This window comes from Phytomonospora endophytica (assembly GCF_014202425.1).
GTDB classification, from domain to species: domain Bacteria; phylum Actinomycetota; class Actinomycetes; order Mycobacteriales; family Micromonosporaceae; genus Phytomonospora; species Phytomonospora endophytica.
Window position 1 is genome coordinate 1 of the sequence record NZ_JACHGT010000013.1, and the last position, 18982, is coordinate 18982.

An 18982-nucleotide genomic window follows, 5' to 3' on the forward strand; every position below is an offset into this window, starting at 1 on the left:
ATGAAGAACCTGCCGGGGTCAAGGGAAAGAGCGCCCTTGACCCCGGCAGAACCTTCATGTCGTCCAATCAACGGCCGAAGCGACGGAGACAGAGGTTAGTGGTGGCGGGGGGTGTGTCGCGCTGCGCGTGACCTGGCGGGAAAGCGAACCCGCCGTCGTCGCTGGGGGGGGGTGTGTGGTGTGTTGCGCTGCGCGCGAGCTTTGGCGGTGGGCGTCCGGTCCTACTTTTTGCTCCGTGCCTTGATTCCCTCGATGATGCTTTCGAAGGAGTCGGCGCCGAATCCGTCCGCTTGTCGTCGGTCCAGCAATGCCTTCACGGGCTCGATCACGAGGGTGTCGAGTCCCTGGTCGCGGCTTGCTCGGTGGATCAGGTCGACGGCGCTCTTGTTGAAGGTGACGTTCTGTTCTTCGGCGTGGTAGTCGCCGGAGTCGATCGCGGGGGCGTGTCCGGTGGCGTACTGGGCCATCGCGGCTGCCCAGGCCGTGGCTCGCGGCATGAACTCGGCGGCTGGAATTCCGGCGGTGGCCGCGAGCGCGGTTCCGTGGAGGAGCCCGGCGAACATGGCGTACATCCCCGACAGCATCGCGAGGTCCACAAGGGACGCCAGTCCCGCGTCCTCGCCGAGGTAGGTGCTCTCGGCGAGGTGGTCCAGTACGGGGCGGAGCTCCTGGAACAGTGGCGTCGGCCCGCTGTAGAGGATTTCGGCGCCGGGTTTGCCGATCATGGGCGGGACGGCCATCATGCCGCCGTCGAGGTAGTCGATTCCGTGCTCGGCGGCCCAGGCGGCCATGTCGCGGGCCTCGGCGGGGGTTCCGCTGGTGAGGTTGACGATCGTCTTGCCTCGCAGGCGGCCGGTGATGGGTTCGAGGACCGCGCGGACGGTGTCGTAGGTCAGCAGCGTGACGATCGTGACGGCTCCGGCCTCGATCGCCTCGGCGGCGGTCTCGGCCTCGGTGAGGCCTCCGGCGCGGCCTGGTGTGCGGTTCCAGACTGTCGTGGTGTGTCCTGCGGCCTGGAGTGTCTCGGCGATCGCGCGGCCCATGCCGCCCATGCCGATGACGGTCGTGGCGGGCTTGTGCTCGGTCATGTGGGCGGTCCTTCGGTGGGGTCGACGGGAGTGGCGCGCGCTTCGCCAATGCTTCGCGACCGGCCCTTGACCTGCAAGTACGCACCGAAAAGTCAGGCACTCACCTATGGGTAACGATCGAGGTGACGGCGCCGGGACATGACCGGGCTCACATGGGAGGAGGGACCGTCGCGGTTCGCCGCGACGGTCCCCGGCGACTACTCGCGGACCATGTGGAAGATCTCGCCGACCACCTGGAAACCGGCCTTGCCGTAGGCGCGTCCGGCACCGGCGTCCGCCGGGTCGAGCCAGACCGTGCGCACGCCCGATTCATGGAGCGTGCGCGTCAGGTAGGCCGTCACCGCCGAGGCGATGCCGCGTCGCCGGTACTCCGGCGCCGTCGCGATCCCGCCGATCTCGACGATCCCGTCGATCGGGGCGCTCGTCTGGCCCGCGCCGACGGTCAGCCCGTCGGACGTGACGGCCACGGCGAGCCGTCCACCGCGTGACATCAGCCGCGTCGCGGTGCGGACGGCCACGTCGCGGGTGGGGATCTCGTCGTCGAAGGCGGGGTGCTGGACCGAGGCGGCGGCATAAAAGGCGTCCTCGTCGATGGCGTCCACGATGGACAGTCCGGCGGGGATCGGCGGGTCGAGGACCTGCCCGATGCCGCAGGCCATGAGCTGACCGCGGTGGTGCAGCGTGTATCCGGCGGCCGACAGGACGTCGGCCAGCTTCGGGCTGCGCGAGGGCAGGAACTCGAAGCGGGGCTTGCGGTCCTTGGCGACGAAGGCCGCGGCGAGCTCGTCGAGCTCGGCCGGCGTGGGGTCGGTGTCGTCGTCGGGGATCGCGTAGTTGAGGTACATGTTGTCGCTGTCGGGGTCGAAGCGACAGATGAACCGGCCCACCCGCTCGTGCAGTTCGGAGCCGAGGAGGTTGGCGCGGGCATGGTTCTGGATGTCGAAATCCACGGTGGGAGAGAGCCTTCCGCTCAAGAAGCAAGAAAAGAGTGAGAGAGAACGCCACCGGACGGATGCCACGAGGGGGCTCCGCTGGATGTTCGCGCCGGTGGCCTAGTGGCCGACCCGCATTCGAATGGCCTCACCTTTGTCTTGAGCGTGGTGCCGCGAGACCGCGGCAGGACGGGGGAAGAGTAGCAGGGCGGCACGGGGAACGCGAGGGGTTATTTCCCGGCCGCGCGTTCTATAGCGCCACCCCTAGACAAGCCGATACGCTCCTATGCCATGGACCCGGTACGCAATCCCTACGCCCCCGGCGCGGGCCAGCGACCGCCGCAGCTCGCCGGGCGGGCGCGGGAGCTGCGTGCCTTCGAGGTCGTCCTCGACCGGGTCGCGCATCGGCGGCCGGAGCGCTCGCTCGTGCTGACCGGCCTGCGCGGGGTCGGCAAGACCGTCCTGCTCAACGCCCTCCGCAGCCAGGCGATCGCGAAACTGTGGGGCACCGGCAAGATCGAGGCGCGGCCCGAGCAGTCGCTGCGGCGGCCGCTGTCGGGCGCCCTGCACATGGCGGTCCGCGAGCTCGGCAGCCGCCACCGGGCACCCGACCGGGTCGAGTCCTTCCTGTCGACGCTGAAGGCCTTCGCGCTCAAGGGCAACCCACCCGGCGCGCGTCTGCGCGACCGCTGGGAACCGGGCATCGACGTCCCCGCCGGGAGCGGCCGCGCCGACTCCGGCGACATCGAGATCGACCTCGTCGAACTGCTCACCGACGCCGCCGAGATCGCCGCCGACGTCGGCACCGGCCTGGCCGTCTTCATCGACGAGATGCAGGATCTGTCCACTTCGGACGTCTCGGCGCTGTGCGCGGCCTGCCACGAACTGTCCCAGGCCGGGACCCCGCTCATCGTCGTCGGCGCCGGACTGCCGCACCTCCCGGCGGTCCTGTCGGCCTCGAAGTCCTACTCCGAGCGCCTCTTCACCTACATGCGCATCGACCGCCTCAGCGCCGACGACGCCGCCCACGCCCTCACCGCCCCCGCCCGCAAGGAGGGAGCGTCCTATGAGGACGAAGCCCTCGCCGCGCTCTTCGCGCACTCCGGCGGATACCCCTACTTCGTGCAGGCCTACGGCAAGGCGACCTGGGACCACGCGCCCGTCACACCGATCACCGCCGAGGACGTGCGCGTCGCCGCGCCGGCCGCCGAGGCCGAGCTCGCCGTCGGCTTCTTCGGTTCCCGCTACGAGCGGGCCACGCCCGCCGAGCGCGAGTACATGCGGGCGATGGCCGACCTCACCGACGGGCCGGTCGGTACCGTGAGCACCGCCGAGGTCGCCAAGGCCTTGGGGCGCAAGCCTTCCAGCCTGTCCCCGGCCCGCGACGCCCTGATCAAGAAGGGCCTGATCTTCGCCGAGGAACGCGGCGTGGTCGCCTTCACCGTCCCGCACTTCGACCGGTATCTGAGAGGCAGGGCATGAGCTACGGCTACGGCAGTACGAGGCGCGACTCGCACCGGGCACCCAGCTGGATCTTCCTGGCCTTCGTCGCGGCCTTCCTCGCCACCGGCGTGGCCCTGTGGGCCGAGGCGACCGGCGAACTGACCGGGATCGGCACCGGCGTCACGGTGTTCCTGTTCGTCCTGGCGGGATGGGTCGTCTCACTGTGCCTGCACGAGTTCGGGCACGCGCTGACCGCCTACAAGGGCGGCGACCACACGATTCCGGAGAAGGGTTATCTGACCCTCAACCCGCTGAAGTACACCCACGCGGTCCTGTCGATCATCCTGCCGTTGGTCTTCGTGATCCTCGGCGGCATCGGCCTTCCCGGTGGCGCGGTGTGGGTCCAGCGCGGGCTGCTGCGCAGCAAGAAGGTTGACTCGGCGGTGTCGGCGATGGGCCCGGCGTCAAACGCCGTGTTCGCCGGTGTCCTGGGGATCCTGCTGGCCAGCGGCGCCCTCGACAACGCCGGCCTGGCGCTGCGGGCGGCCGTGGCGTACCTGTGCATGCTCCAGGTGACGGCCACGATCCTGAACCTGCTGCCGATCCCGGGCCTCGACGGTTACGGCATCATCGAGCCCTGGCTGCCGCCGGAGTACTCGCGCAACATCGCCAAGATCGCGCCCTTCGGGATCCTGCTGCTCTTCGTGCTGCTGCTGCACCCGACGATCAACCGCTACTTCTTCGAGTTCGTGTACTGGATCCTGGGGCTGCTCGGCGTCGACACCTCGATGGTCGGGCTCGGCTCGCGACTGTTCAGATTCTGGACCGGGTGAGGATCCGGCTCCCCTACGCCGTCGCGGCCGTCGTCACGGTCGCGCTCGGCCTGGGTCTTCGCACCACAATGGACGGCGCCGTCGCCAAGTACGGCGGCGACGCCCTCTACACGCTGCTCGTCTTCTGGCTGGTCCTCGTGCTCGCGCCCCGGACACGCGGGCTCGTCGCGGGCGCGATCGCCTGCGGTCTCAGCTGGGCCGTCGAGTTCTTCCAGCTCACCCCGATTCCGGCGGAACTGTCCGGCAATCCGCTGGCGCGTCTCGTTCTCGGCTCGACCTTCAACGCCCCCGACCTGTTCTGGTACGCCGTCGGCGCGGCCCTCGGCGTCGCCATCCTGGCGGCGCTGCGGCGGGCTCAAGATCGAACTACAGTTGCCGCCGATACCTGACCTCGGAAAGGCACCGGCATGAGCACCGAAGACACCGCGCGCGACGAACTGCTGCGCACCTGGACGCAGTGGCGCGCAGACCGCGACGCGGGCTTCAAGAAGCCGTACGGCGCGCTGAGCCTGGTCGCCCTGCACTGGCTCGACGAGGACGAGGCCGAGAGCTTCGACGAGGTCCCCGGCGTCTGGCGCGTCACCGGCGGACAGGTGACCGTGACGGCCTCGGCCGCCGACGGGCTCACGCTGTCGGGTGTCCCGATCGACGGTGAGACGCCGATCCCCCTGGAACACACCACGTCCGGCGAGACCCTCACCTACGGCGACGTCGTCATCGAGGTCATCGACCGCGCCGGCTTCGCCTTCCGCGTCCGCGACCCGAAGGCACCGGCCCTCGCCGCCTTCACCACCGCGCCCGCCTACGCGCCCGAAGCCCGCTGGATCCTCGACGCCGCATACGAACCCATCGAAGGCGGCAAGGAGGTCGCGATCGGCTCGGTCGTCGAAGGCTACGGCTCGACCGGCACCGCGGTGGCTACCGCGCGCTTCCAGCTCGACGGCGAAGAGCACACCCTCCTCGTCTTCGACGACGGCGGCGGCGCCTGGACCCTGTTCCGCGACGCCACCAGCGGCGTCACCACCAACGGATCGGGCCGCTTCATCGACATCGCCGCCCCCGGCGCCGACGGCCGCGTCCTGCTCGACTTCAACCGGTCGAGCAACCTCCCCTGCGCCTTCAACGACTTCTCGACCTGCCCGGTCCCGCCCTTCGAGAACCGCCTCACCGTCGCCGTCGAAGCCGGGGAGAAGATCCCGGTATAGCCGCGCGCGTCCCCTTCGGTGGGACCGGTCCTCGATCCGGCCGCGTAGACATGAGGCCGGACCTCGGAGGTGGAAGATGCGCCGACTCCCGCTCGCGGGCGCCCTGCTCGCCCTGCTCACGGCCTGCACGCCCGGTGCCGGCGACCCGCCCGGCGGGGACGCCGGGCCGGGCGGCTCCTACGCGTACCTGAAGGTCGCGTTCGGGGAATCCTGGCTGGACACCAAGAGCACGCTCGTCGTCATGGACGGCACGAAACGGATCGGTTCCACCGAACTGCTGCTCGGCACCACCCCGCTGTTCACCGTCGACGGCCGCTTCGCCTTCACCGCCGCGACGATCGGCGACTCGGTCACCGCGATCTCCACCGAGACCGGCGCGGTGTCGACCGTGACCTGCGAGGACTGCGGGGACACCGACATGAGCTGCCTGTGCCAGATGGTCGTGCCCGTCGGCGGGAGCACGATCGCGTGGCTGAACAAGGAGGGCCGCCTCGTCACCGCCGACCTAGCGGCGAACCCGCCGGTTCCCGTCGAGACCGGCACGGTCGTGCCCCTGGAAGACGGATTCCTCGACGCGAAGCTCTACCCGGCGCTGCTCGCCGGACGCGACGGTGTCGCGCTGGCCGCCTATCCCACCAACGACCGGCCCGTGGACGAACCCACACCCGCCTACCTCGTGACCTCCGGCGAGGAGCCGCGGCGGCTCGACGTCGACCGGCCCGACGCGCTGGAGATCGCGGCGTTCAGCCCCGACGGGACCGGCATCGCCGTCGGCGGGGAACGCGAGTACGTCTGCGCGACACTGACGCTGGTGGACCTGGGCACCGGGGAGAGCGTCACGTCGCCGCTGCGGGCCGCACCGGACGCGACGTGCGAGACCCACGACGCCTTCGTCGACGAGCTGTGGTGGGACCACGACGGCACCCTCAACGTTTACTACGAGGAGTCCACGGAAGGGCAGGGCGGCGACGACGTCCACGCCCGCTTCGACGGGACCCGCTGGGCACCCGCCGGCGTCGACCTGAACCGGCAGACGCACCCGCTCGCGTCCGGCGCGTCGGTGGTCCTCGACGACTGGTCGCTGTCACTGACGGGAGACGGGACGAGCGTCGCCGTCGACACCGAGGTCCGGCACGTGGTCGCCGCACCGGCATAGGCGACGGCCCCCACTCCGCGCGGGAGTGGGGGCCGTCGTCCGGTCAGCCGGTGGATCAGTTGTCGTAGTAAGCCGCGACGACCTTGCGGGCCACGTTCTCGTGCTTGTCGTAGGCGAAGGGGAAGGCCGAGACCTGGACGGTCTGGGCGGCTTCGCCCATGCCCATGTCCTCCCAGTCGTCGACGCCCTTGAGGCCGTCGTAGAAGGCGAGCGCGGAGGTGCGGGGGGTCATGATCTCCTTGATCGTCCCCCAGCTGCCCGAGGCGCGCTGCTGGAAGAGACCGACGGAGTCGTGGTCGGAGCCGGTGCCCTCGTGGTCGTACTTCAGCGACTTCGGGACGACCGGGCTGGCGAGGTTGCGCAGACCGCTCTCCTGCATGGCGGTCATCAGCGCGATGATCTGGGCGCGACCGGAGAGCTTCGCCTCCTGGCCGGCCTTGATGATCGCGATGGCGTTGCGCATCTGGGTCTTGGTCAGGCCGGCGACCGGCTTGAGTTCGGTGGACTTCTTCTTGGCGGGGGTCTCGGACTTCTCGGCCGGGCTCGGGGCCGGGGCGGACGCGGCGGCCGCGGCCTCCGCGAGTGCCCGGGCGGCGTCGACGTCGTTGGCGGCGTAGGCGGCCGGGGACGTGAGCCCGAGAGCGGCGAAGGCGATCGCGCCGGTCATCGCGAGAAGGCCCATGCGTCGTCCCAGGACCCTGCCGAGGCCATGGCTTGAGGGGTTGGTTTCGTTTCGCACCGGACCAACGTAGGCGGTGATTGCGCAGGTCAGCGGCCTGCGAGTGGGACGGCGAAATTCACCCTGGGTTGTGTATGCCCGAGCTGCGCGGTCCATCTGATTTGCCGGTTTCGCGAGGTTGATCCCCGCTCGCGTCCGGGTGTGGAAGTTTCAGGACTTATGCCCTCGCCCGGACGAATGGGGCACATCAGCCGTCCGGACGACCCGGGCTGTCCTGTGGTGCCGTTGTGACTCATCACACAAAGGCTAGTTACCGGGGGTGACGAGGCCCGCTTCGTAGGCGAACACGACCGCCTGGGCGCGATCGCGGAGGGAGAGTTTGGCCAGGACGCGGCTGACGTGGGTCTTCACGGTCTGTTCGGCGAGGACGAGTTCGGCGGCGATCTCCTGGTTCGACAGGCCGCGCGCGACCAGTCGCAGGACGTCGGTCTCGCGCGGGGTGAGCCCGTTGAGGACGACGCGTTTGCCCGGGTCGGCGCGCCCCCGGCCGGTGTAGTCCTCGATGAGCCGGCGCGTCACCGACGGCGACAGCAGCGCCTCCCCGGCCGCGACGACGCGGACGGCGTTGACGAGCTCGGCGGCGGGGGCGTCCTTGAGCAGGAAACCGCTCGCGCCCGCGCGCAGCGCCTCGAATACGTAGTCGTCGAGGTCGAAGGTCGTGAGTATCAGGACCTTCGGCCGGTGCAGGCCCTTCGCGACGTCGAGGATGCGCCGGGTCGCCTCCAGCCCGTCGAGTCTGGGCATGCGGATGTCCATCAGGACGACGTCGGGACCGTGCTCGCGCGCGGCGGTGACGCCGGCGAGGCCGTCGGGCGCGTCGCCGACGACGAGCATGTCGGGCTGCGCGCGCAGGAGGGCGCCGAAGCCCTCGCGGACCATCGCCTGGTCGTCGACGAGCAGGACCTTGATCATGGGGCGCCTTTCGGGGACGACGTGGTGGCCGGGAGCATCATGCCTCGCGCACGGGCAGGCGGGCCTCGACGCGGTACCCGCCCGACGGGGTCGGGCCCGAGACGAGACGCCCGCCCAGGATCGTCGCGCGTTCGCCCGCCCCGCGCAGCCCGTACCCGGAACCCCCACCCGCCGAAGGGCGTGTCCCGGGACCGTTCTCGACGAGGACGAGCAGCACGTCGCCGTCCATGGAGACGCTGACCGACGCGGCCGCGCCCGGCGCGTGCCGCGCGACGTTCGACAGGGCCTCCTGGATGATCCGGTACGCCGACACCCCGACGATCTGCGGGACCTCGCCGACCTCCGGTGAGATGGACAGGTCGACTTCGGCGCCCGCGTGGCGCGCCGACGCCGCCAGGTCGGGCAGGTCGGAGATCTGCGGTTGGGGGGCCGTCGGAGGAGCCGTGGTCTCGTCACTGCGCAGGACGCCGAGGAGGAGACGCATCTCCGTGAGCGCCTCCCGCGCCGCCGAGGAGATCTCGGCGAACTCCGTCCGCGAGTCCTCCCCGACATCGGAGAGGCGATAGGGGGCCGTCTCCGCCCGCACGGCGATCATCGACATGTGGTGGGCGACGACGTCGTGCAGCTCGCGCGCGATCCGCGCGCGCTCGGTGAGGACCCCACCGCGCTCCTGCTCCGCGGCCAGCCGCTGCCCGAGCTTGAAGTTGCGTCCGACCACTGCCCCCACGATCAACGGGACCGTGAAGAGCAGGCACATCGCGAGGAGGTTCTGCCGAGCCGTGATCGTCCCGTTCAACATGAAGATCGTGACGCCCCACACCGTCGCCAACGTCCACAGACTCCGCCGCAACCCCACGACGAACAAGACCCACAGCAAGACGAGGGCCTGCACCGGGTTCCACGGCCACGTCCCCGTCGACGTCCCCGGTATGTCGACGAGCACGCCGAACCAGAACGACGCCCCGACCGCCAGCAACCACGCCAACAGACTGTGCCGCGACACCAGCAGAATCGGAATCGCGACGATCGCCCCATAGACCAACGACCACAAGGGCGCGTTGAACTCCAGGTAACCCTCAGCCGCGATGAAGAGCGCGGCGATCGCCATCGGAAGCCGCCCGTAATAGCGCACACCCTGCCAAAAACCCGTCGGTTTCGGCAACGGTGGAACTTCGGGACGGGTCACACGGGCACCGAGGGCGCCCAGCGAGTCGGAGATGGTCACGTGGGGGGAGGTTACGCGGGGTGGGAGGGCGCTGGCGTCATACCGGGGTAGGGGGTCGGGACGGGTTCGGGCCCGTTCTGGTCTCGGATTCGGGTCCAGGCGAAGTCCCCACCCGCGACGTGCGGAAACGACGGCGGAAGTGGAAGCGGGGAGGACGACGGGTCAGGATCTGGAGACGGGTCGCCCCGGCCGCTCCTGAGCCTCCCCGCGAACGGCCACGGCCGGGGCGGCCCGGGGGCGTGCGGCGGGGCGTGCTTTCGGCGAGGCGAAGGCGGACGTGGGCGATGCCTCTCGGCACCGCCCACGTCCGCCGTCACGTGTCTTGCCCGTCGTGCTGGTCAGCGCTTCTTCTGGTTGCCCTTGTCGTCGACGAGTCCGGCCCGCCGGAGTGCGTCGGCGAGTGCGCCGCCCGGCGCTTCCTCGCGTCGGCCGCGGCTTTGCTGGCGTGGGGGCTGCCCGCCACGGCCACCGGCCCCGCCGCCACCGCGATTCCCGCCGCGGTCTCCGCGACCGGCACCGCCACCGCCGCCACCGGCGCCCTGCCCGCGTCCGCCGCCGGAGCCGCCGCGTCCGCCGCCGGGTTCGTCGTCGAGGCGGAGGGTGAGTGAGATCCGTTTGCGGGCCACGTCGACTTCGAGGACCTTGACGCGCACGATGTCCCCGGACTTGACGACCTCGCGCGGGTCGGACACGAAGCGGTCCGACAGCGCCGACACGTGCACGAGCCCGTCCTGGTGAACACCCACGTCGACGAACGCACCGAACGCGGCCACATTCGTGACCTGTCCTTCGAGGATCATGCCGGGCCGTAGGTCGGCCATGGTGTCGACGCCTTCGGCGAAGGTCGCGGCCTTGAACTCCGGGCGAGGGTCGCGGCCGGGCTTCTCCAGTTCGGCGAGGATGTCGGTGACGGTGGGCACGCCGAAGGTGTCGTCGGTGAAGTCCGACGGCTTCAGCTTGCGCAGCACCAGGTTGTTGCCGATGAGGCCGCCGATGTCGGTTCCGGCGGTGGCCAGGATCCGGTGCACGACCGGGTAGGCCTCCGGGTGGACGCTGGAGGCGTCGAGCGGGTCGTCGCCGCCGGGGACGCGCAGGAAGCCCGCGCACTGCTCGTAGGCCTTCGGGCCGAGCCGGGGCACCTTCTGCAGTGCGCGGCGGTTGGCGAAGGGGCCGTTGGCGTCGCGGTGGGCGACGATGTTCTTCGCCAGGGTCTCACCGATCCCGGAAACCCTTGTCAGCAAAGGCGCCGAGGCGGTGTTGACGTCGACGCCGACGGCGTTCACGCAGTCTTCGACGACCGCGTCGAGGGAGCGGGAGAGCTTGAACTCGGCGAGGTCGTGCTGGTACTGGCCGACCCCGATCGACTTGGGGTCGATCTTGACCAGTTCGGCGAGCGGATCCTGGAGCCTGCGGGCGATCGAGACCGCCCCCCGGATCGACACGTCGAGTTCGGGCAGTTCGGCCGACGCGTAGGCCGAGGCCGAGTAGACGGAGGCGCCGGCCTCGGAGACGACGATCTTGGTGAGTTTCAGGCGCGCGTGGCGCTTGATGAGATCACCGGCGAGCTTGTCGGTCTCGCGGGAGGCCGTGCCGTTGCCGATGGCGATCAGTTCGACGCCGTACTTCTCGGCGAGCTTGGCCAGGATCTCGATCGACTCGTCCCAGGCGTTTCGGGGGACGTGCGGGTAGATCGTGTGGTGCGCGACGACCTTGCCGGTCGCGTCGACGACGGCGACCTTCACGCCGGTGCGGAAGCCCGGGTCGAGGCCCATCGTCGCGCGGGTCCCGGCGGGGGCGGCCAGCAGCAGGTCGCGGAGGTTGGCGGCGAACACGCCGACCGAGGCGTCCTCGGCGGCTTCGCGGAGCCGCATCCGCAGGTCGATGCCGAGGTGGGAGAGGATCCGCGTGCGCCAGGCCCAGCGGACGGTCTCGCCGAGCCACGCGTCGGCCGCGCGGCCCCGCTGGGAGATCCCGAAGCGTTGCGCCACACGGGTCTCGTACTCGGTGACGACGCGCCCGGCGGCCGGGTCGAGGTCCTCGGGCTCGGGGTCGAGCTCGACGTTGAGGACGTCCTCCTTCTGGCCGCGGAACATCGCCAGGATCCGGTGCGAGGGGAGCTTGGTGAAGGGCTCGGCGAAGTCGAAGTAGTCGGAGAACTTCGCGCCGTCGGTCTCCTTGCCGTCGCGGACCTTGGCGACCAGGCGGCCACGCGTCCACATCAGTTCGCGCAGGTCGCCGAGCAGGTCGGCGTCCTCGGAGAAGCGCTCCGACAGGATCGCGCGGGCACCGTCGAGCGCGGCGGCGGCGTCGGCGACGCCCCTCTCGCCGTCCACAAAGGACTCGGCCGCGGCGGTGGGGTCCTGGTCGGGTTCGCCCAGCAGGGAATCGGCGAGCGGTTCGAGCCCGGCCTCGCGCGCGATCTGGGCCTTCGTGCGGCGCTTCTGCTTGTACGGGAGGTAGATGTCCTCCAGTCGCGCCTTGGTCTCGGCGGCGCGGATCTGGGCCTCCAGCTCCTCGGTGAGTTTGCCCTGTTCCCGCACCGATTCGAGGATCGCCGTGCGGCGCTGCTCCATCTCGCGCAGATAGCCCAGGCGCTCCTCCAGGGTGCGCAGCTGCGCGTCGTCGAGCGCGCCGGTGGCCTCCTTGCGGTACCGCGCGATGAACGGCACCGTCGATCCGCCGTCGAGCAGGTCGACCGCGGCGTGCACCTGCCGCGCGGCCACCCCCAGCTCGTCGGCGATCCGGTTCTCAATGGTCATGGTGGTCATCCTCATGCCTTCCCCGAAGCTTGGGGTGCATTCTCCGGTAGCGGCCGGGGCGGGGCTTAGGGTGGGGGGATGTCCCGACGCCTCGTAGTCAAGGTCACCGCCGGAGCCGACGCCCCCGAACGTTGCGCGCAGGCGTTCACGGTCGCCACGACCGCCCTCGCGGCGGGTGCCGACGTGTCGCTGTGGTTGACGGGGGAGTCGTCGTGGTTCGCCCTGCCGGGGCGGGCGAAGGACTTCGAGCTGCCGCACTCGGCGCCGCTGGAGGACCTGCTCGCGGCGCTGCTCGCGGGCGGCCGGGTCACGTTGTGCACGCAGTGCGCGGTCCGGCGGGAGATCGGCGAGGCCGACGTGCTCGACGGCGTGCGCATCGCGGGCGCGGCGGTGTTCGTGGAGGAAGTGCTCGGCGACGGGGTGCAGGCGCTCGTCTACTGAGCCGTCCGTGCACCGACCGCGGCGAGGAGTTCCCGCAGGCCCGCGGCCAGGGTCTCGTGGTCGCCGTCGCCGATCAACTCGGCCTCCCGTCGCAGCAGTTCCCCGACGAGACGGTCGGTCAGTCCGTGCCCCTCGGCCGTCAGCGTGACCGGCACCGTCTTCGGGCGTCCGCGCGCCGGCCCGCGCGTCACCAGGCCGTCCTTCTCCGCCCGCGCGACGCGTTGCGAGATCGCCCCCGCGCTCACCAGGCAGCGCGCGGCCAGTTCGCGCGTGCTCAGCGTGTAGGGCTCGCCCGCCCGCCGCAGGGTGCTGATCAGGTCCAGCGTCGCGGCGTCGACGCCCTGGTCGGCGAGGAAGCGGCGGCGGTCGTCGGCCAGCAGTTTCGCCAGCCGCCAGATCGGTGTGACCACCGGGATCGAGTGCGTCGGCACGCCCGGGAGCTCGCGGCGCCAGGCGGCGGCGATGTCGTCGGCGCCGACGGTGGCCGATTGGCCGAGGGGGTAGGCGTCGTCGTCCACGGTCGCTCCCGGTGTATGTTTAGGTCTAAATTTAGATCTGAATCTCTCCGGGAGCAAGCATGACACGCCACGTCCTCGTCACCGGAGGCGGCACCGGTATCGGCCGCGCCGTCGCCGCCGCCTTCGCCGCTCAGGGCGACACCGTCCACATCACCGGCCGCCGCGAGACCGTCCTCAAAGAGACCGCCGCCGCCATCGGCGCCCACCCCCACGTGTGCGACCACGCCTCGCCCACCGCCCTCGCCGCCCTCGCGAGCGCGCTCCCCGCGTCCATCGACGTCCTCGTCAACAACGCCGGCGGCAACACCGGCATCGGCGCCCCCGAACCCGTGGGCCTCAGCGCCGTCGCCGACGCCTGGCGCCGCCAGCTCGACGCCAACCTCATCACCGCCGTCCTCACCACCGAACTGCTCGCCGACCGCCTCGCGCCCGGCGGTGCCGTCGTCCACATCGGCTCGATCGCCGCCGACAAGGGCGCGGGTTCCTACGGCGCCGCCAAGGCCGCCCTCGCCGCCTGGAACGTCGACCTCGCCCGCGCGCTCGGCGAGCGCGGTGTCACCAGCAATGTCGTCTCGCCGGGCTACATCGCCGAGACGGAGTTCTTCGGCGACGGCATGACCGAGCGGCGCTACGACGCCCTCGTCGCCGCGACGAACGTCGGTCGCGCGGGCGAACCCGCCGACATCGCCGGGACGGTCGTGTTTCTCGCCTCGGCGGGCGCGCGCTACATCAGCGGCCAGTCCCTGGCGGTCAACGGCGGCGCCTGGCCGAGTCGCTGAGCCGCCGTTCCAGCAGGACCAGGTCGGACAGCAGTGCCCGCATGAAGGCGGGGATGTACGGCGATGGGCCGCGCAGTACGGGTACCGCCCGCAGCAGCAGGAACATCGACGCCAGGGCGGTGCCCCAGGCGGTCAGGAACACCACGACGAAGCCGAGTACGGCCCAGTCGTGGGCCGCGCCGGTCGCGTGCTCCAGCAGCGGGACTCCGGCGAGGATCGCGGCGAGCGCGCCCCGGTAGCTCCAGACGAGCGACCGGTAGCAGCCGCGACGACGCAGGCCGCGCTGGAACGCGCGTGCCTTCTCCGTCTCCATACGGCACCACCCCGTTTGCGGTGGGCGCTCTCGCGCCCACCGCCACCCATGCCCGAAAGCTTCCCGTGGCCAGGATCGCACCTGGGGCACCGGGCTGTCACCATGCGTGAAGGCGCCTACGATCGATCTCGTGACGACGATGACCTCGATCGACGCCGAAGAGTGGCGTGAGCACCGGCCGGTGGTGTTCGGGGTGGCCTATCGGCTGCTCGGGACGGTCGCCGACGCCGAGGACGTCGTGCAGGACACCTGGCTGAAGGCGGCGAGGGCCGACCTGGCGGAGGTCCGGGATCTGCGCGCGTGGCTGGTGACCGTCGCCGCCCGTCGTTCCTATGACCTGCTCACGTCCGCCCGCGCGCGGCGGGAGAGTTACGTCGGGCCGTGGCTGCCGGCACCGCTGGCGACCGGTCCGGACGCGGCCGAGCCGGTGCTCGTCGACGACTCGATCGGCACGACGATGCTGCTGGCACTGGAGAACCTGACGCCGGAGGAGCGGCTCGCGACCGTCCTCAATGGAGTCTTCGACGTGCCCTACACCGAGATCGGGGAGCTCATCGGCAAGTCGGCCGCCGCCACGAGACAGATCGCGTCGCGCGCCCGCAAGCGGATGGCCGAGGTCACCACCGTCCACGATGAACACTCCACAGTGGAGCGTCGGCGGATCCTGGACGCCTTCAAGGCCGCCTACGAGGACGGCGACCTCGCGCGCCTGGTCGCGCTGTTGCATCCCGACGTGGTCTACACCACCGACGGTGGCGGCAAGGTCAACGCGGCCCGCCGGATCATCCACGGCGCCGACCACGTGGCCCGCACGCTGCTGGGCGTGAGCGTGAAGCTCGGCGACCGCTACCGCGAGGCCGAGTTCAACGGGACGGCCAACTTCTACGGCTTCCGCGGCGACGCGCTGACCTCGGCCGACGCGTTCACCGTCGATGATGAGGGCCGGATCACAGGCATCTACCGGGTGCTCAACCCCGACAAGCTGTCACACCTGGCCTAGCCGAATCGTCTACCTGCCGAGCCGGGACACCGGCCTTTCGAGAGGAGCACGAAGTGGCACGCATGAACATCGCCGAGGTGGCGCCCGAGGTCTACCAGGCGTTCATCGCCGCCGAGACGGGGATTCGCAAGGGACCGCTGGACGCGACCGTGCGGGAGCTGGTCAAGATCCGTGCGTCGCAGATCAACGGGTGCCTGTTCTGCATCGACATGCACACCGGTGAGGCTCGTGAGCACGGTGAGACCGAGCAGCGGATCTACCACCTCAACGCCTGGCGTGAGTCGAGGCTGTTCACCGAGGCCGAGCGCGCGGCCCTCGCCTACGTCGAGGCCGTCACGCACCTCGACGTGCACAACGTCACCGACGAGATCTGGGCCGAGGTCGAGAAGCACTTCGACGAGGGCCAGCGCGCCGGGCTCGTCGCGATCAGCGCGCTGATCAACCTGTGGAACCGCATCGCCGTCCCGACGCGGATGCGGTTCGAGGAGGCGTAGCGGCCGGTCGGCGGCTCCCTTCCGGGAGCCGCCCCGACCTGCGCGTTCGCCGGACAAAGCACGTGCCGCGCGGTTGGATGGCCCTACGGCTACTTGAGCGAGGGGGCGGCGATGTCGCGTGCGGAAGTGGACTTCGTGGTCGTGGAGTTCCCCGGGAACGTCATCAGCGGGAAGGTCGCTGAGCAGTTGCGGGAGCTCGCGGCCCGGGACATCATCCGGGTGATCGATCTGGTCTTCGTGACCAAGGCGGAGGACGGGACGGTGACCTCGGCGGAGCTGCCGCAGCTCGACGGCGAGGAGTTCACCAGTTTCGATCCGGTCGCGCAGAGCCTCGACGGGCTCATCGGGGAAGAGGACATCGCGACCGTCGGCGAGATGATCCCGGCGGGATCGACGGCGTGCGTGCTGCTGTTCGAGCACCTGTGGGCGACGTGGCTGCGTGACGCCATCGACGCCGCCGGCGGACGCGTCCATCACCTGGAGCGCATTCCGGCCGAAGCGGTCGAAGAGGTCGCGGCGGCCGTCGCGACGGCGAGCTGAGGGGGCAGACGATGTTTCGACGTGGGGTGGTCGTTCGCCGCAGGGGCGGGTTGCTCGCGGCGGCCGCGCGCACGGCCGTGGTCGCGGGGACCGCGACGGCGGTGGCCGGCGGTATGCGGAATCGGCAGCAGCGCAGGGCCGATGAGCAGGCGCAGGCGGCGCGGTACGAGGCCGAGCAGCAGGCGGCGCAGCAGGAGGCGTACGCGACGCAGGCGGCCCAGCAGCAGGCCGCGGCGCCGCAGGGTTCGGACCTGGTGTCGCGGATCGAGGAACTGGCGCGGCTGCACGAGGCGGGGGCCTTGTCCGACGCGGAGTTCAGCGCGGCGAAGACGAAGCTGCTCGGAGGCTAGGGACCTGGGGTGGCCCGCGCCCGGGAGGGTGCGGGCCGTTTTTCGTTCACTCCCGGCGTCGCAAGCACACGTACGCCTGCTCTTTCGCGTAACCCGGCTCGTCGCTCGGCCGCCGCAGGGTTCGCCACAGCTCCTCGAAGCCCGCCGCCTCCAGCTCCCGCACCATTCTCGGCAGCGACAGGCGGTACACGTCGTACTCGACGTCGTGCCCGTAGGCGTGCTCCAGTCGCACCCGCTCGTCCTCGGAGGACTGGAACGCCACCAGCAGCAGCCCGCCCGGCGCCACGACCCGCGCGAACTCCGCGAAGATCTCCGGGTGCCGCTCCGGCGGCGTGTGGATGAGCGAGTACCACGCGACGAGCCCGCCGAGGGACCCGTCGCCGAGCGACAGCCCCGCCATCGTCCCGACCTCGAAGCGCAGCCCCGGGTACCGCGACCGCGCCACCTCGATCATCCCCGGCGACAGGTCGATCCCGAAGGCCTTGACCCCCACGCCGTCCAGGTACGCGGTGACCCGCCCCGGACCGCAGCCGACGTCGGCGACCTCCCCCGACACCGTCTCGGCGAACAGGTTCAGCACGGCCCGGTCGAGGGGCTGCCCGGCGAGGTGATCGTGCAGGATCTCGGCGTAGTCGGTGGCGACGGTGTCGTAGGCGGTGCGGGTCTCGGTGACGTCTGCGGGTTCGGTCATCCGCAGGAGGTTACGCCCGCTCCACCGACGCGTTCATCGTCCCCACGGTGATCTCGGCGGCCGGATTCTCCGCGACGTTGCGGCGCAGCAGACCCAGTGCGACCGGCCCCAGTTCGTAGTGCCTTACGGCCGTCCCGAGCGTCCCGACGACGCGTCCACCGGCGTGGATCTCCGTCCCGGGCGGCGGGAGGTGCTCTTCGCTGCCGTCGAGGTGCAGCAGCACCAGGGTGCGCGGCGGACGGCCCAGGTTGTGCACCCGAGCGACCGTCTCCTGCCCCCGGTAGCAGCCCTTGTCGAGGTGCACACCGGTCGCCAGCAGCGGAATCTCGTGCGGGATCGTCTTGTGGTCGAAGTCGGCCTCCGACGGGCGCACGGCCGCGACGCGCAACGCGTCGTACGCCCACGTCCCGACGATGGGCAGTCCCGTCCCGGCGGCGACGTCGGCGAGCGCGTCGCGCGGCACGAGCCGGTCGACGGTCGGCACGCCGAGCGCGTCGGTGCGTCGCGACCAGCCGCCGTCGGCGCCGACCGCGACCGCGTAACGCGCCGAGGCGCGCGCCGGGACGTCGGCCGAGGCGAACTTCGCCGGCGGCACGGGCATCAGGTCGGGCGCGGCGAGGGTCTCGTCGCCGGTGACGGTGACCAGTGCCCAGGAGTCGGTGACGTCCTCGATCTCGACGGGCGTGAAGAAGCGCATCTTCAGCAGGAAGTCCAGCAGGGCCGCGCCTTTGCCCGCCGCGACGTCCAGCCACAGGGTGGAACCGTCGTCGGTGAGCATCACGTGCTGCTCGACGTGCCCGTTGGGTGAGAGGAGAAGCGTTTCGGTGCCTTCGGCGCCCAGGCCCAGCAGGTGCTGCGTCGTGAGGCTGTGCACCCATTCGAGGCGCGCGTCGCCGGTGATCGTGATGATCTCGCGGTCACCGCGGTCCACGAACGCGCCCGTCGCCAGCCGGCGCTGCTCGGGCAGGGGCTCGCCGTAGTGCACGGCCGTCGCCATCCGCGGTTCGCTCTCGTCGAGAGGCGCCACGGCACCCGGCCGCTCCAGCAACACCGATCGCATCAGGACTCCTCTTCGTCACAGCTCGCGCACATGCCGAACAGGGCGACATGGCCGATGTCGACGAGGAAACCGCGCTCGGTGGAGAGCTTGCGGCGGACGTCGGTGAAGACGTCCGGCGAGACCTCGTCGACCTTCCCGCAACGGTGACACACCAGGTGGACGTGACCGCGGTCACCGGCGCCGTGGTAGGTCGGCGCGCCGTGGCCCAAGTGCGTGTGGGCGACCAGTCCGAGGCCTTCGAGCAGTTCGAGGGTGCGGTAGATAGTGGTGATGTTCACACCGGCGGCGGTGCACGTCACCTTCTCGTGGATCTGCTCGGGCGTCGCGTGGCCCAGTTCGAGCACGGCTTCGAGCACCAGTTGTCGCTGCGCGGTGAGCCGGAGGCCCTTGGCGCGAAGGACGTCGGCGAGCGTCTGGCCGGGCATGGGGTAGATCCTATGCCGGGGTCTCGTCATCCGCGATCCGGGAAGGGTCGCCTAGCTGATCACGGACCCGAGGCGACCG

The 18982-nt window shown here is 70.7% G+C and carries 22 protein-coding genes; 11 read left to right on the plus strand and 11 right to left on the minus strand.

Annotated features, from left to right (window positions below):
- Positions 1-221: 221 nt before the first annotated feature.
- On the minus strand, positions 222-1088 hold the full coding sequence (locus tag HNR73_RS26720) for an NAD(P)-dependent oxidoreductase (RefSeq protein WP_184790401.1): 867 nt from the start codon (positions 1086-1088) through the stop codon (positions 222-224).
- Positions 1089-1285: 197 nt separating this feature from the next.
- Positions 1286-2038, minus strand: coding sequence for a GNAT family N-acetyltransferase (locus HNR73_RS40910; RefSeq protein ID WP_184790402.1), 753 nt, complete (start codon positions 2036-2038; stop codon positions 1286-1288).
- Between the two features lie 273 nt (positions 2039-2311).
- On the opposite strand from HNR73_RS40910, the gene HNR73_RS26730 reads away from it, so the two are divergent.
- The 5 genes from HNR73_RS26730 to HNR73_RS26750 all read left to right on the plus strand — a co-directional run bounded on the left by HNR73_RS26730 (position 2312) and on the right by HNR73_RS26750 (position 6657).
- A complete protein-coding gene (locus HNR73_RS26730) occupies positions 2312-3502 on the plus strand; it encodes an ATP-binding protein (RefSeq protein ID WP_184790403.1) in 1191 nt (396 codons plus the stop codon).
- Positions 3499-4296 carry a site-2 protease family protein gene (locus HNR73_RS26735; protein WP_184790404.1) on the plus strand — a complete coding sequence of 266 codons (798 nt, stop codon included), beginning with the start codon at positions 3499-3501 and terminating at the stop codon, positions 4294-4296. Before HNR73_RS26730 ends, HNR73_RS26735 begins: the two co-directional genes overlap by 4 nt.
- A complete protein-coding gene (locus HNR73_RS26740) occupies positions 4293-4685 on the plus strand; it encodes a ribosomal maturation YjgA family protein (protein WP_203686405.1) in 393 nt (130 codons plus the stop codon). The genes HNR73_RS26735 and HNR73_RS26740 overlap by 4 nt, the downstream gene beginning before the upstream one ends.
- An 18-nt stretch (positions 4686-4703) precedes the next feature.
- The gene (locus HNR73_RS26745; RefSeq protein WP_184790405.1) at positions 4704-5501 is read left to right on the plus strand and encodes a DUF1684 domain-containing protein; all 798 of its coding nucleotides are present in this window, start codon (positions 4704-4706) and stop codon (positions 5499-5501) included.
- 76 nt (positions 5502-5577) lie between these two features.
- On the plus strand, positions 5578-6657 hold the full coding sequence (locus tag HNR73_RS26750; RefSeq protein WP_184790406.1) for a hypothetical protein: 1080 nt from the start codon (positions 5578-5580) through the stop codon (positions 6655-6657).
- A 55-nt stretch (positions 6658-6712) separates the two neighbouring features.
- Here the strand turns inward: HNR73_RS26750 and HNR73_RS26755 are convergent, their stop codons facing one another.
- The 4 genes from HNR73_RS26755 to HNR73_RS26770 form a co-directional block, all read right to left on the minus strand.
- Positions 6713-7339, minus strand: a complete 627-nt coding sequence (locus HNR73_RS26755) for a hypothetical protein (RefSeq protein WP_203686403.1) — start codon at positions 7337-7339, stop codon at positions 6713-6715.
- 303 nt (positions 7340-7642) lie between these two features.
- Positions 7643-8308: a response regulator gene (locus HNR73_RS26760; protein ID WP_184790408.1), complete on the minus strand. Its 666-nt coding sequence runs from the start codon at positions 8306-8308 to the stop codon at positions 7643-7645.
- Between the two features lie 37 nt (positions 8309-8345).
- Positions 8346-9416: a sensor histidine kinase gene (locus tag HNR73_RS26765; RefSeq protein WP_184790409.1), complete on the minus strand. Its 1071-nt coding sequence runs from the start codon at positions 9414-9416 to the stop codon at positions 8346-8348.
- Between the two features lie 455 nt (positions 9417-9871).
- The gene (locus HNR73_RS26770; RefSeq protein ID WP_184790410.1) at positions 9872-12301 is read right to left on the minus strand and encodes a Tex family protein; all 2430 of its coding nucleotides are present in this window, start codon (positions 12299-12301) and stop codon (positions 9872-9874) included.
- 69 nt (positions 12302-12370) lie between these two features.
- Here HNR73_RS26770 and HNR73_RS26775 point away from each other — a divergent pair, with 69 nt between their 5' ends.
- Positions 12371-12733 carry a DsrE family protein gene (locus tag HNR73_RS26775; RefSeq protein WP_184790411.1) on the plus strand — a complete coding sequence of 121 codons (363 nt, stop codon included), beginning with the start codon at positions 12371-12373 and terminating at the stop codon, positions 12731-12733.
- Here the strand turns inward: HNR73_RS26775 and HNR73_RS26780 are convergent.
- Positions 12727-13251: a MarR family winged helix-turn-helix transcriptional regulator gene (locus HNR73_RS26780; protein WP_184790412.1), complete on the minus strand. Its 525-nt coding sequence runs from the start codon at positions 13249-13251 to the stop codon at positions 12727-12729. The two genes, HNR73_RS26775 and HNR73_RS26780, sit on opposite strands and share 7 nt — an antisense overlap.
- Before the next feature lie 59 nt (positions 13252-13310).
- Here HNR73_RS26780 and HNR73_RS26785 point away from each other — a divergent pair, with 59 nt between their 5' ends.
- A complete protein-coding gene (locus HNR73_RS26785; RefSeq protein ID WP_184790413.1) occupies positions 13311-14030 on the plus strand; it encodes an SDR family NAD(P)-dependent oxidoreductase in 720 nt (239 codons plus the stop codon).
- Here HNR73_RS26785 and HNR73_RS26790 read toward each other — a convergent pair.
- A complete protein-coding gene (locus HNR73_RS26790) occupies positions 14002-14343 on the minus strand; it encodes a hypothetical protein (protein WP_184790414.1) in 342 nt (113 codons plus the stop codon). The genes HNR73_RS26785 and HNR73_RS26790 overlap by 29 nt on opposite strands.
- A 139-nt stretch (positions 14344-14482) precedes the next feature.
- Between HNR73_RS26790 and sigJ the strand changes: the two genes are divergently transcribed.
- The 4 genes from sigJ (at position 14483) to HNR73_RS26810 (ending at position 16727) form a co-directional block, all read left to right on the plus strand.
- Positions 14483-15343 carry an RNA polymerase sigma factor SigJ gene (gene sigJ, locus HNR73_RS26795; RefSeq protein ID WP_184790623.1) on the plus strand — a complete coding sequence of 287 codons (861 nt, stop codon included), beginning with the start codon at positions 14483-14485 and terminating at the stop codon, positions 15341-15343.
- Positions 15344-15405: 62 nt separating this feature from the next.
- The gene (locus HNR73_RS26800) at positions 15406-15837 is read left to right on the plus strand and encodes a carboxymuconolactone decarboxylase family protein (protein ID WP_184790624.1); all 432 of its coding nucleotides are present in this window, start codon (positions 15406-15408) and stop codon (positions 15835-15837) included.
- 111 nt (positions 15838-15948) lie between these two features.
- Entirely contained in the window at positions 15949-16377 is a 429-nt protein-coding gene (locus HNR73_RS26805) for a DUF6325 family protein (RefSeq protein WP_184790415.1), read from the plus strand.
- Positions 16378-16388: 11 nt separating this feature from the next.
- Positions 16389-16727 carry an SHOCT domain-containing protein gene (locus HNR73_RS26810; protein ID WP_184790416.1) on the plus strand — a complete coding sequence of 113 codons (339 nt, stop codon included), beginning with the start codon at positions 16389-16391 and terminating at the stop codon, positions 16725-16727.
- Positions 16728-16773: 46 nt separating this feature from the next.
- Here the strand turns inward: HNR73_RS26810 and HNR73_RS26815 are convergent, their stop codons facing one another.
- From HNR73_RS26815 to HNR73_RS26825, 3 genes are read right to left on the minus strand one after another with little or no spacing between them, the layout of a single operon-like run.
- Entirely contained in the window at positions 16774-17418 is a 645-nt protein-coding gene (locus tag HNR73_RS26815) for a class I SAM-dependent DNA methyltransferase (RefSeq protein ID WP_184790417.1), read from the minus strand.
- Positions 17419-17428: 10 nt separating this feature from the next.
- Entirely contained in the window at positions 17429-18478 is a 1050-nt protein-coding gene (ygfZ, locus tag HNR73_RS26820; RefSeq protein ID WP_184790418.1) for a CAF17-like 4Fe-4S cluster assembly/insertion protein YgfZ, read from the minus strand.
- Positions 18478-18903 carry a Fur family transcriptional regulator gene (locus tag HNR73_RS26825; protein WP_184790419.1) on the minus strand — a complete coding sequence of 142 codons (426 nt, stop codon included), beginning with the start codon at positions 18901-18903 and terminating at the stop codon, positions 18478-18480. Before HNR73_RS26825 ends, ygfZ begins: the two co-directional genes overlap by 1 nt.
- Positions 18904-18982 lie beyond the last annotated feature (79 nt).

Coding starts and splice junctions, on each gene's coding strand:
- HNR73_RS26720 (WP_184790401.1), bottom strand. CDS start 1,088: ATGACCGAGCACAAGCCCGCCACGACCGTCATCGGCATGGGCGGCATG.
- HNR73_RS26730 (WP_184790403.1), top strand. CDS start 2,312: ATGGACCCGGTACGCAATCCCTACGCCCCCGGCGCGGGCCAGCGACCG.
- HNR73_RS26735 (WP_184790404.1), top strand. CDS start 3,499: ATGAGCTACGGCTACGGCAGTACGAGGCGCGACTCGCACCGGGCACCC.
- HNR73_RS26745 (WP_184790405.1), top strand. CDS start 4,704: ATGAGCACCGAAGACACCGCGCGCGACGAACTGCTGCGCACCTGGACG.
- HNR73_RS26750 (WP_184790406.1), top strand. CDS start 5,578: ATGCGCCGACTCCCGCTCGCGGGCGCCCTGCTCGCCCTGCTCACGGCC.
- HNR73_RS26755 (WP_203686403.1), bottom strand. CDS start 7,339: ATGGGCCTTCTCGCGATGACCGGCGCGATCGCCTTCGCCGCTCTCGGG.
- HNR73_RS26760 (WP_184790408.1), bottom strand. CDS start 8,308: ATGATCAAGGTCCTGCTCGTCGACGACCAGGCGATGGTCCGCGAGGGC.
- HNR73_RS26765 (WP_184790409.1), bottom strand. CDS start 9,416: ATGGCGATCGCCGCGCTCTTCATCGCGGCTGAGGGTTACCTGGAGTTC.
- HNR73_RS26770 (WP_184790410.1), bottom strand. CDS start 12,301: ATGACCACCATGACCATTGAGAACCGGATCGCCGACGAGCTGGGGGTG.
- HNR73_RS26775 (WP_184790411.1), top strand. CDS start 12,371: ATGTCCCGACGCCTCGTAGTCAAGGTCACCGCCGGAGCCGACGCCCCC.
- HNR73_RS26785 (WP_184790413.1), top strand. CDS start 13,311: ATGACACGCCACGTCCTCGTCACCGGAGGCGGCACCGGTATCGGCCGC.
- HNR73_RS26790 (WP_184790414.1), bottom strand. CDS start 14,343: ATGGAGACGGAGAAGGCACGCGCGTTCCAGCGCGGCCTGCGTCGTCGC.
- sigJ (WP_184790623.1), top strand. CDS start 14,483: ATGACCTCGATCGACGCCGAAGAGTGGCGTGAGCACCGGCCGGTGGTG.
- HNR73_RS26800 (WP_184790624.1), top strand. CDS start 15,406: ATGAACATCGCCGAGGTGGCGCCCGAGGTCTACCAGGCGTTCATCGCC.
- HNR73_RS26805 (WP_184790415.1), top strand. CDS start 15,949: ATGTCGCGTGCGGAAGTGGACTTCGTGGTCGTGGAGTTCCCCGGGAAC.
- HNR73_RS26810 (WP_184790416.1), top strand. CDS start 16,389: ATGTTTCGACGTGGGGTGGTCGTTCGCCGCAGGGGCGGGTTGCTCGCG.
- HNR73_RS26815 (WP_184790417.1), bottom strand. CDS start 17,418: ATGACCGAACCCGCAGACGTCACCGAGACCCGCACCGCCTACGACACC.
- ygfZ (WP_184790418.1), bottom strand. CDS start 18,478: ATGCGATCGGTGTTGCTGGAGCGGCCGGGTGCCGTGGCGCCTCTCGAC.
- HNR73_RS26825 (WP_184790419.1), bottom strand. CDS start 18,903: ATGCCCGGCCAGACGCTCGCCGACGTCCTTCGCGCCAAGGGCCTCCGG.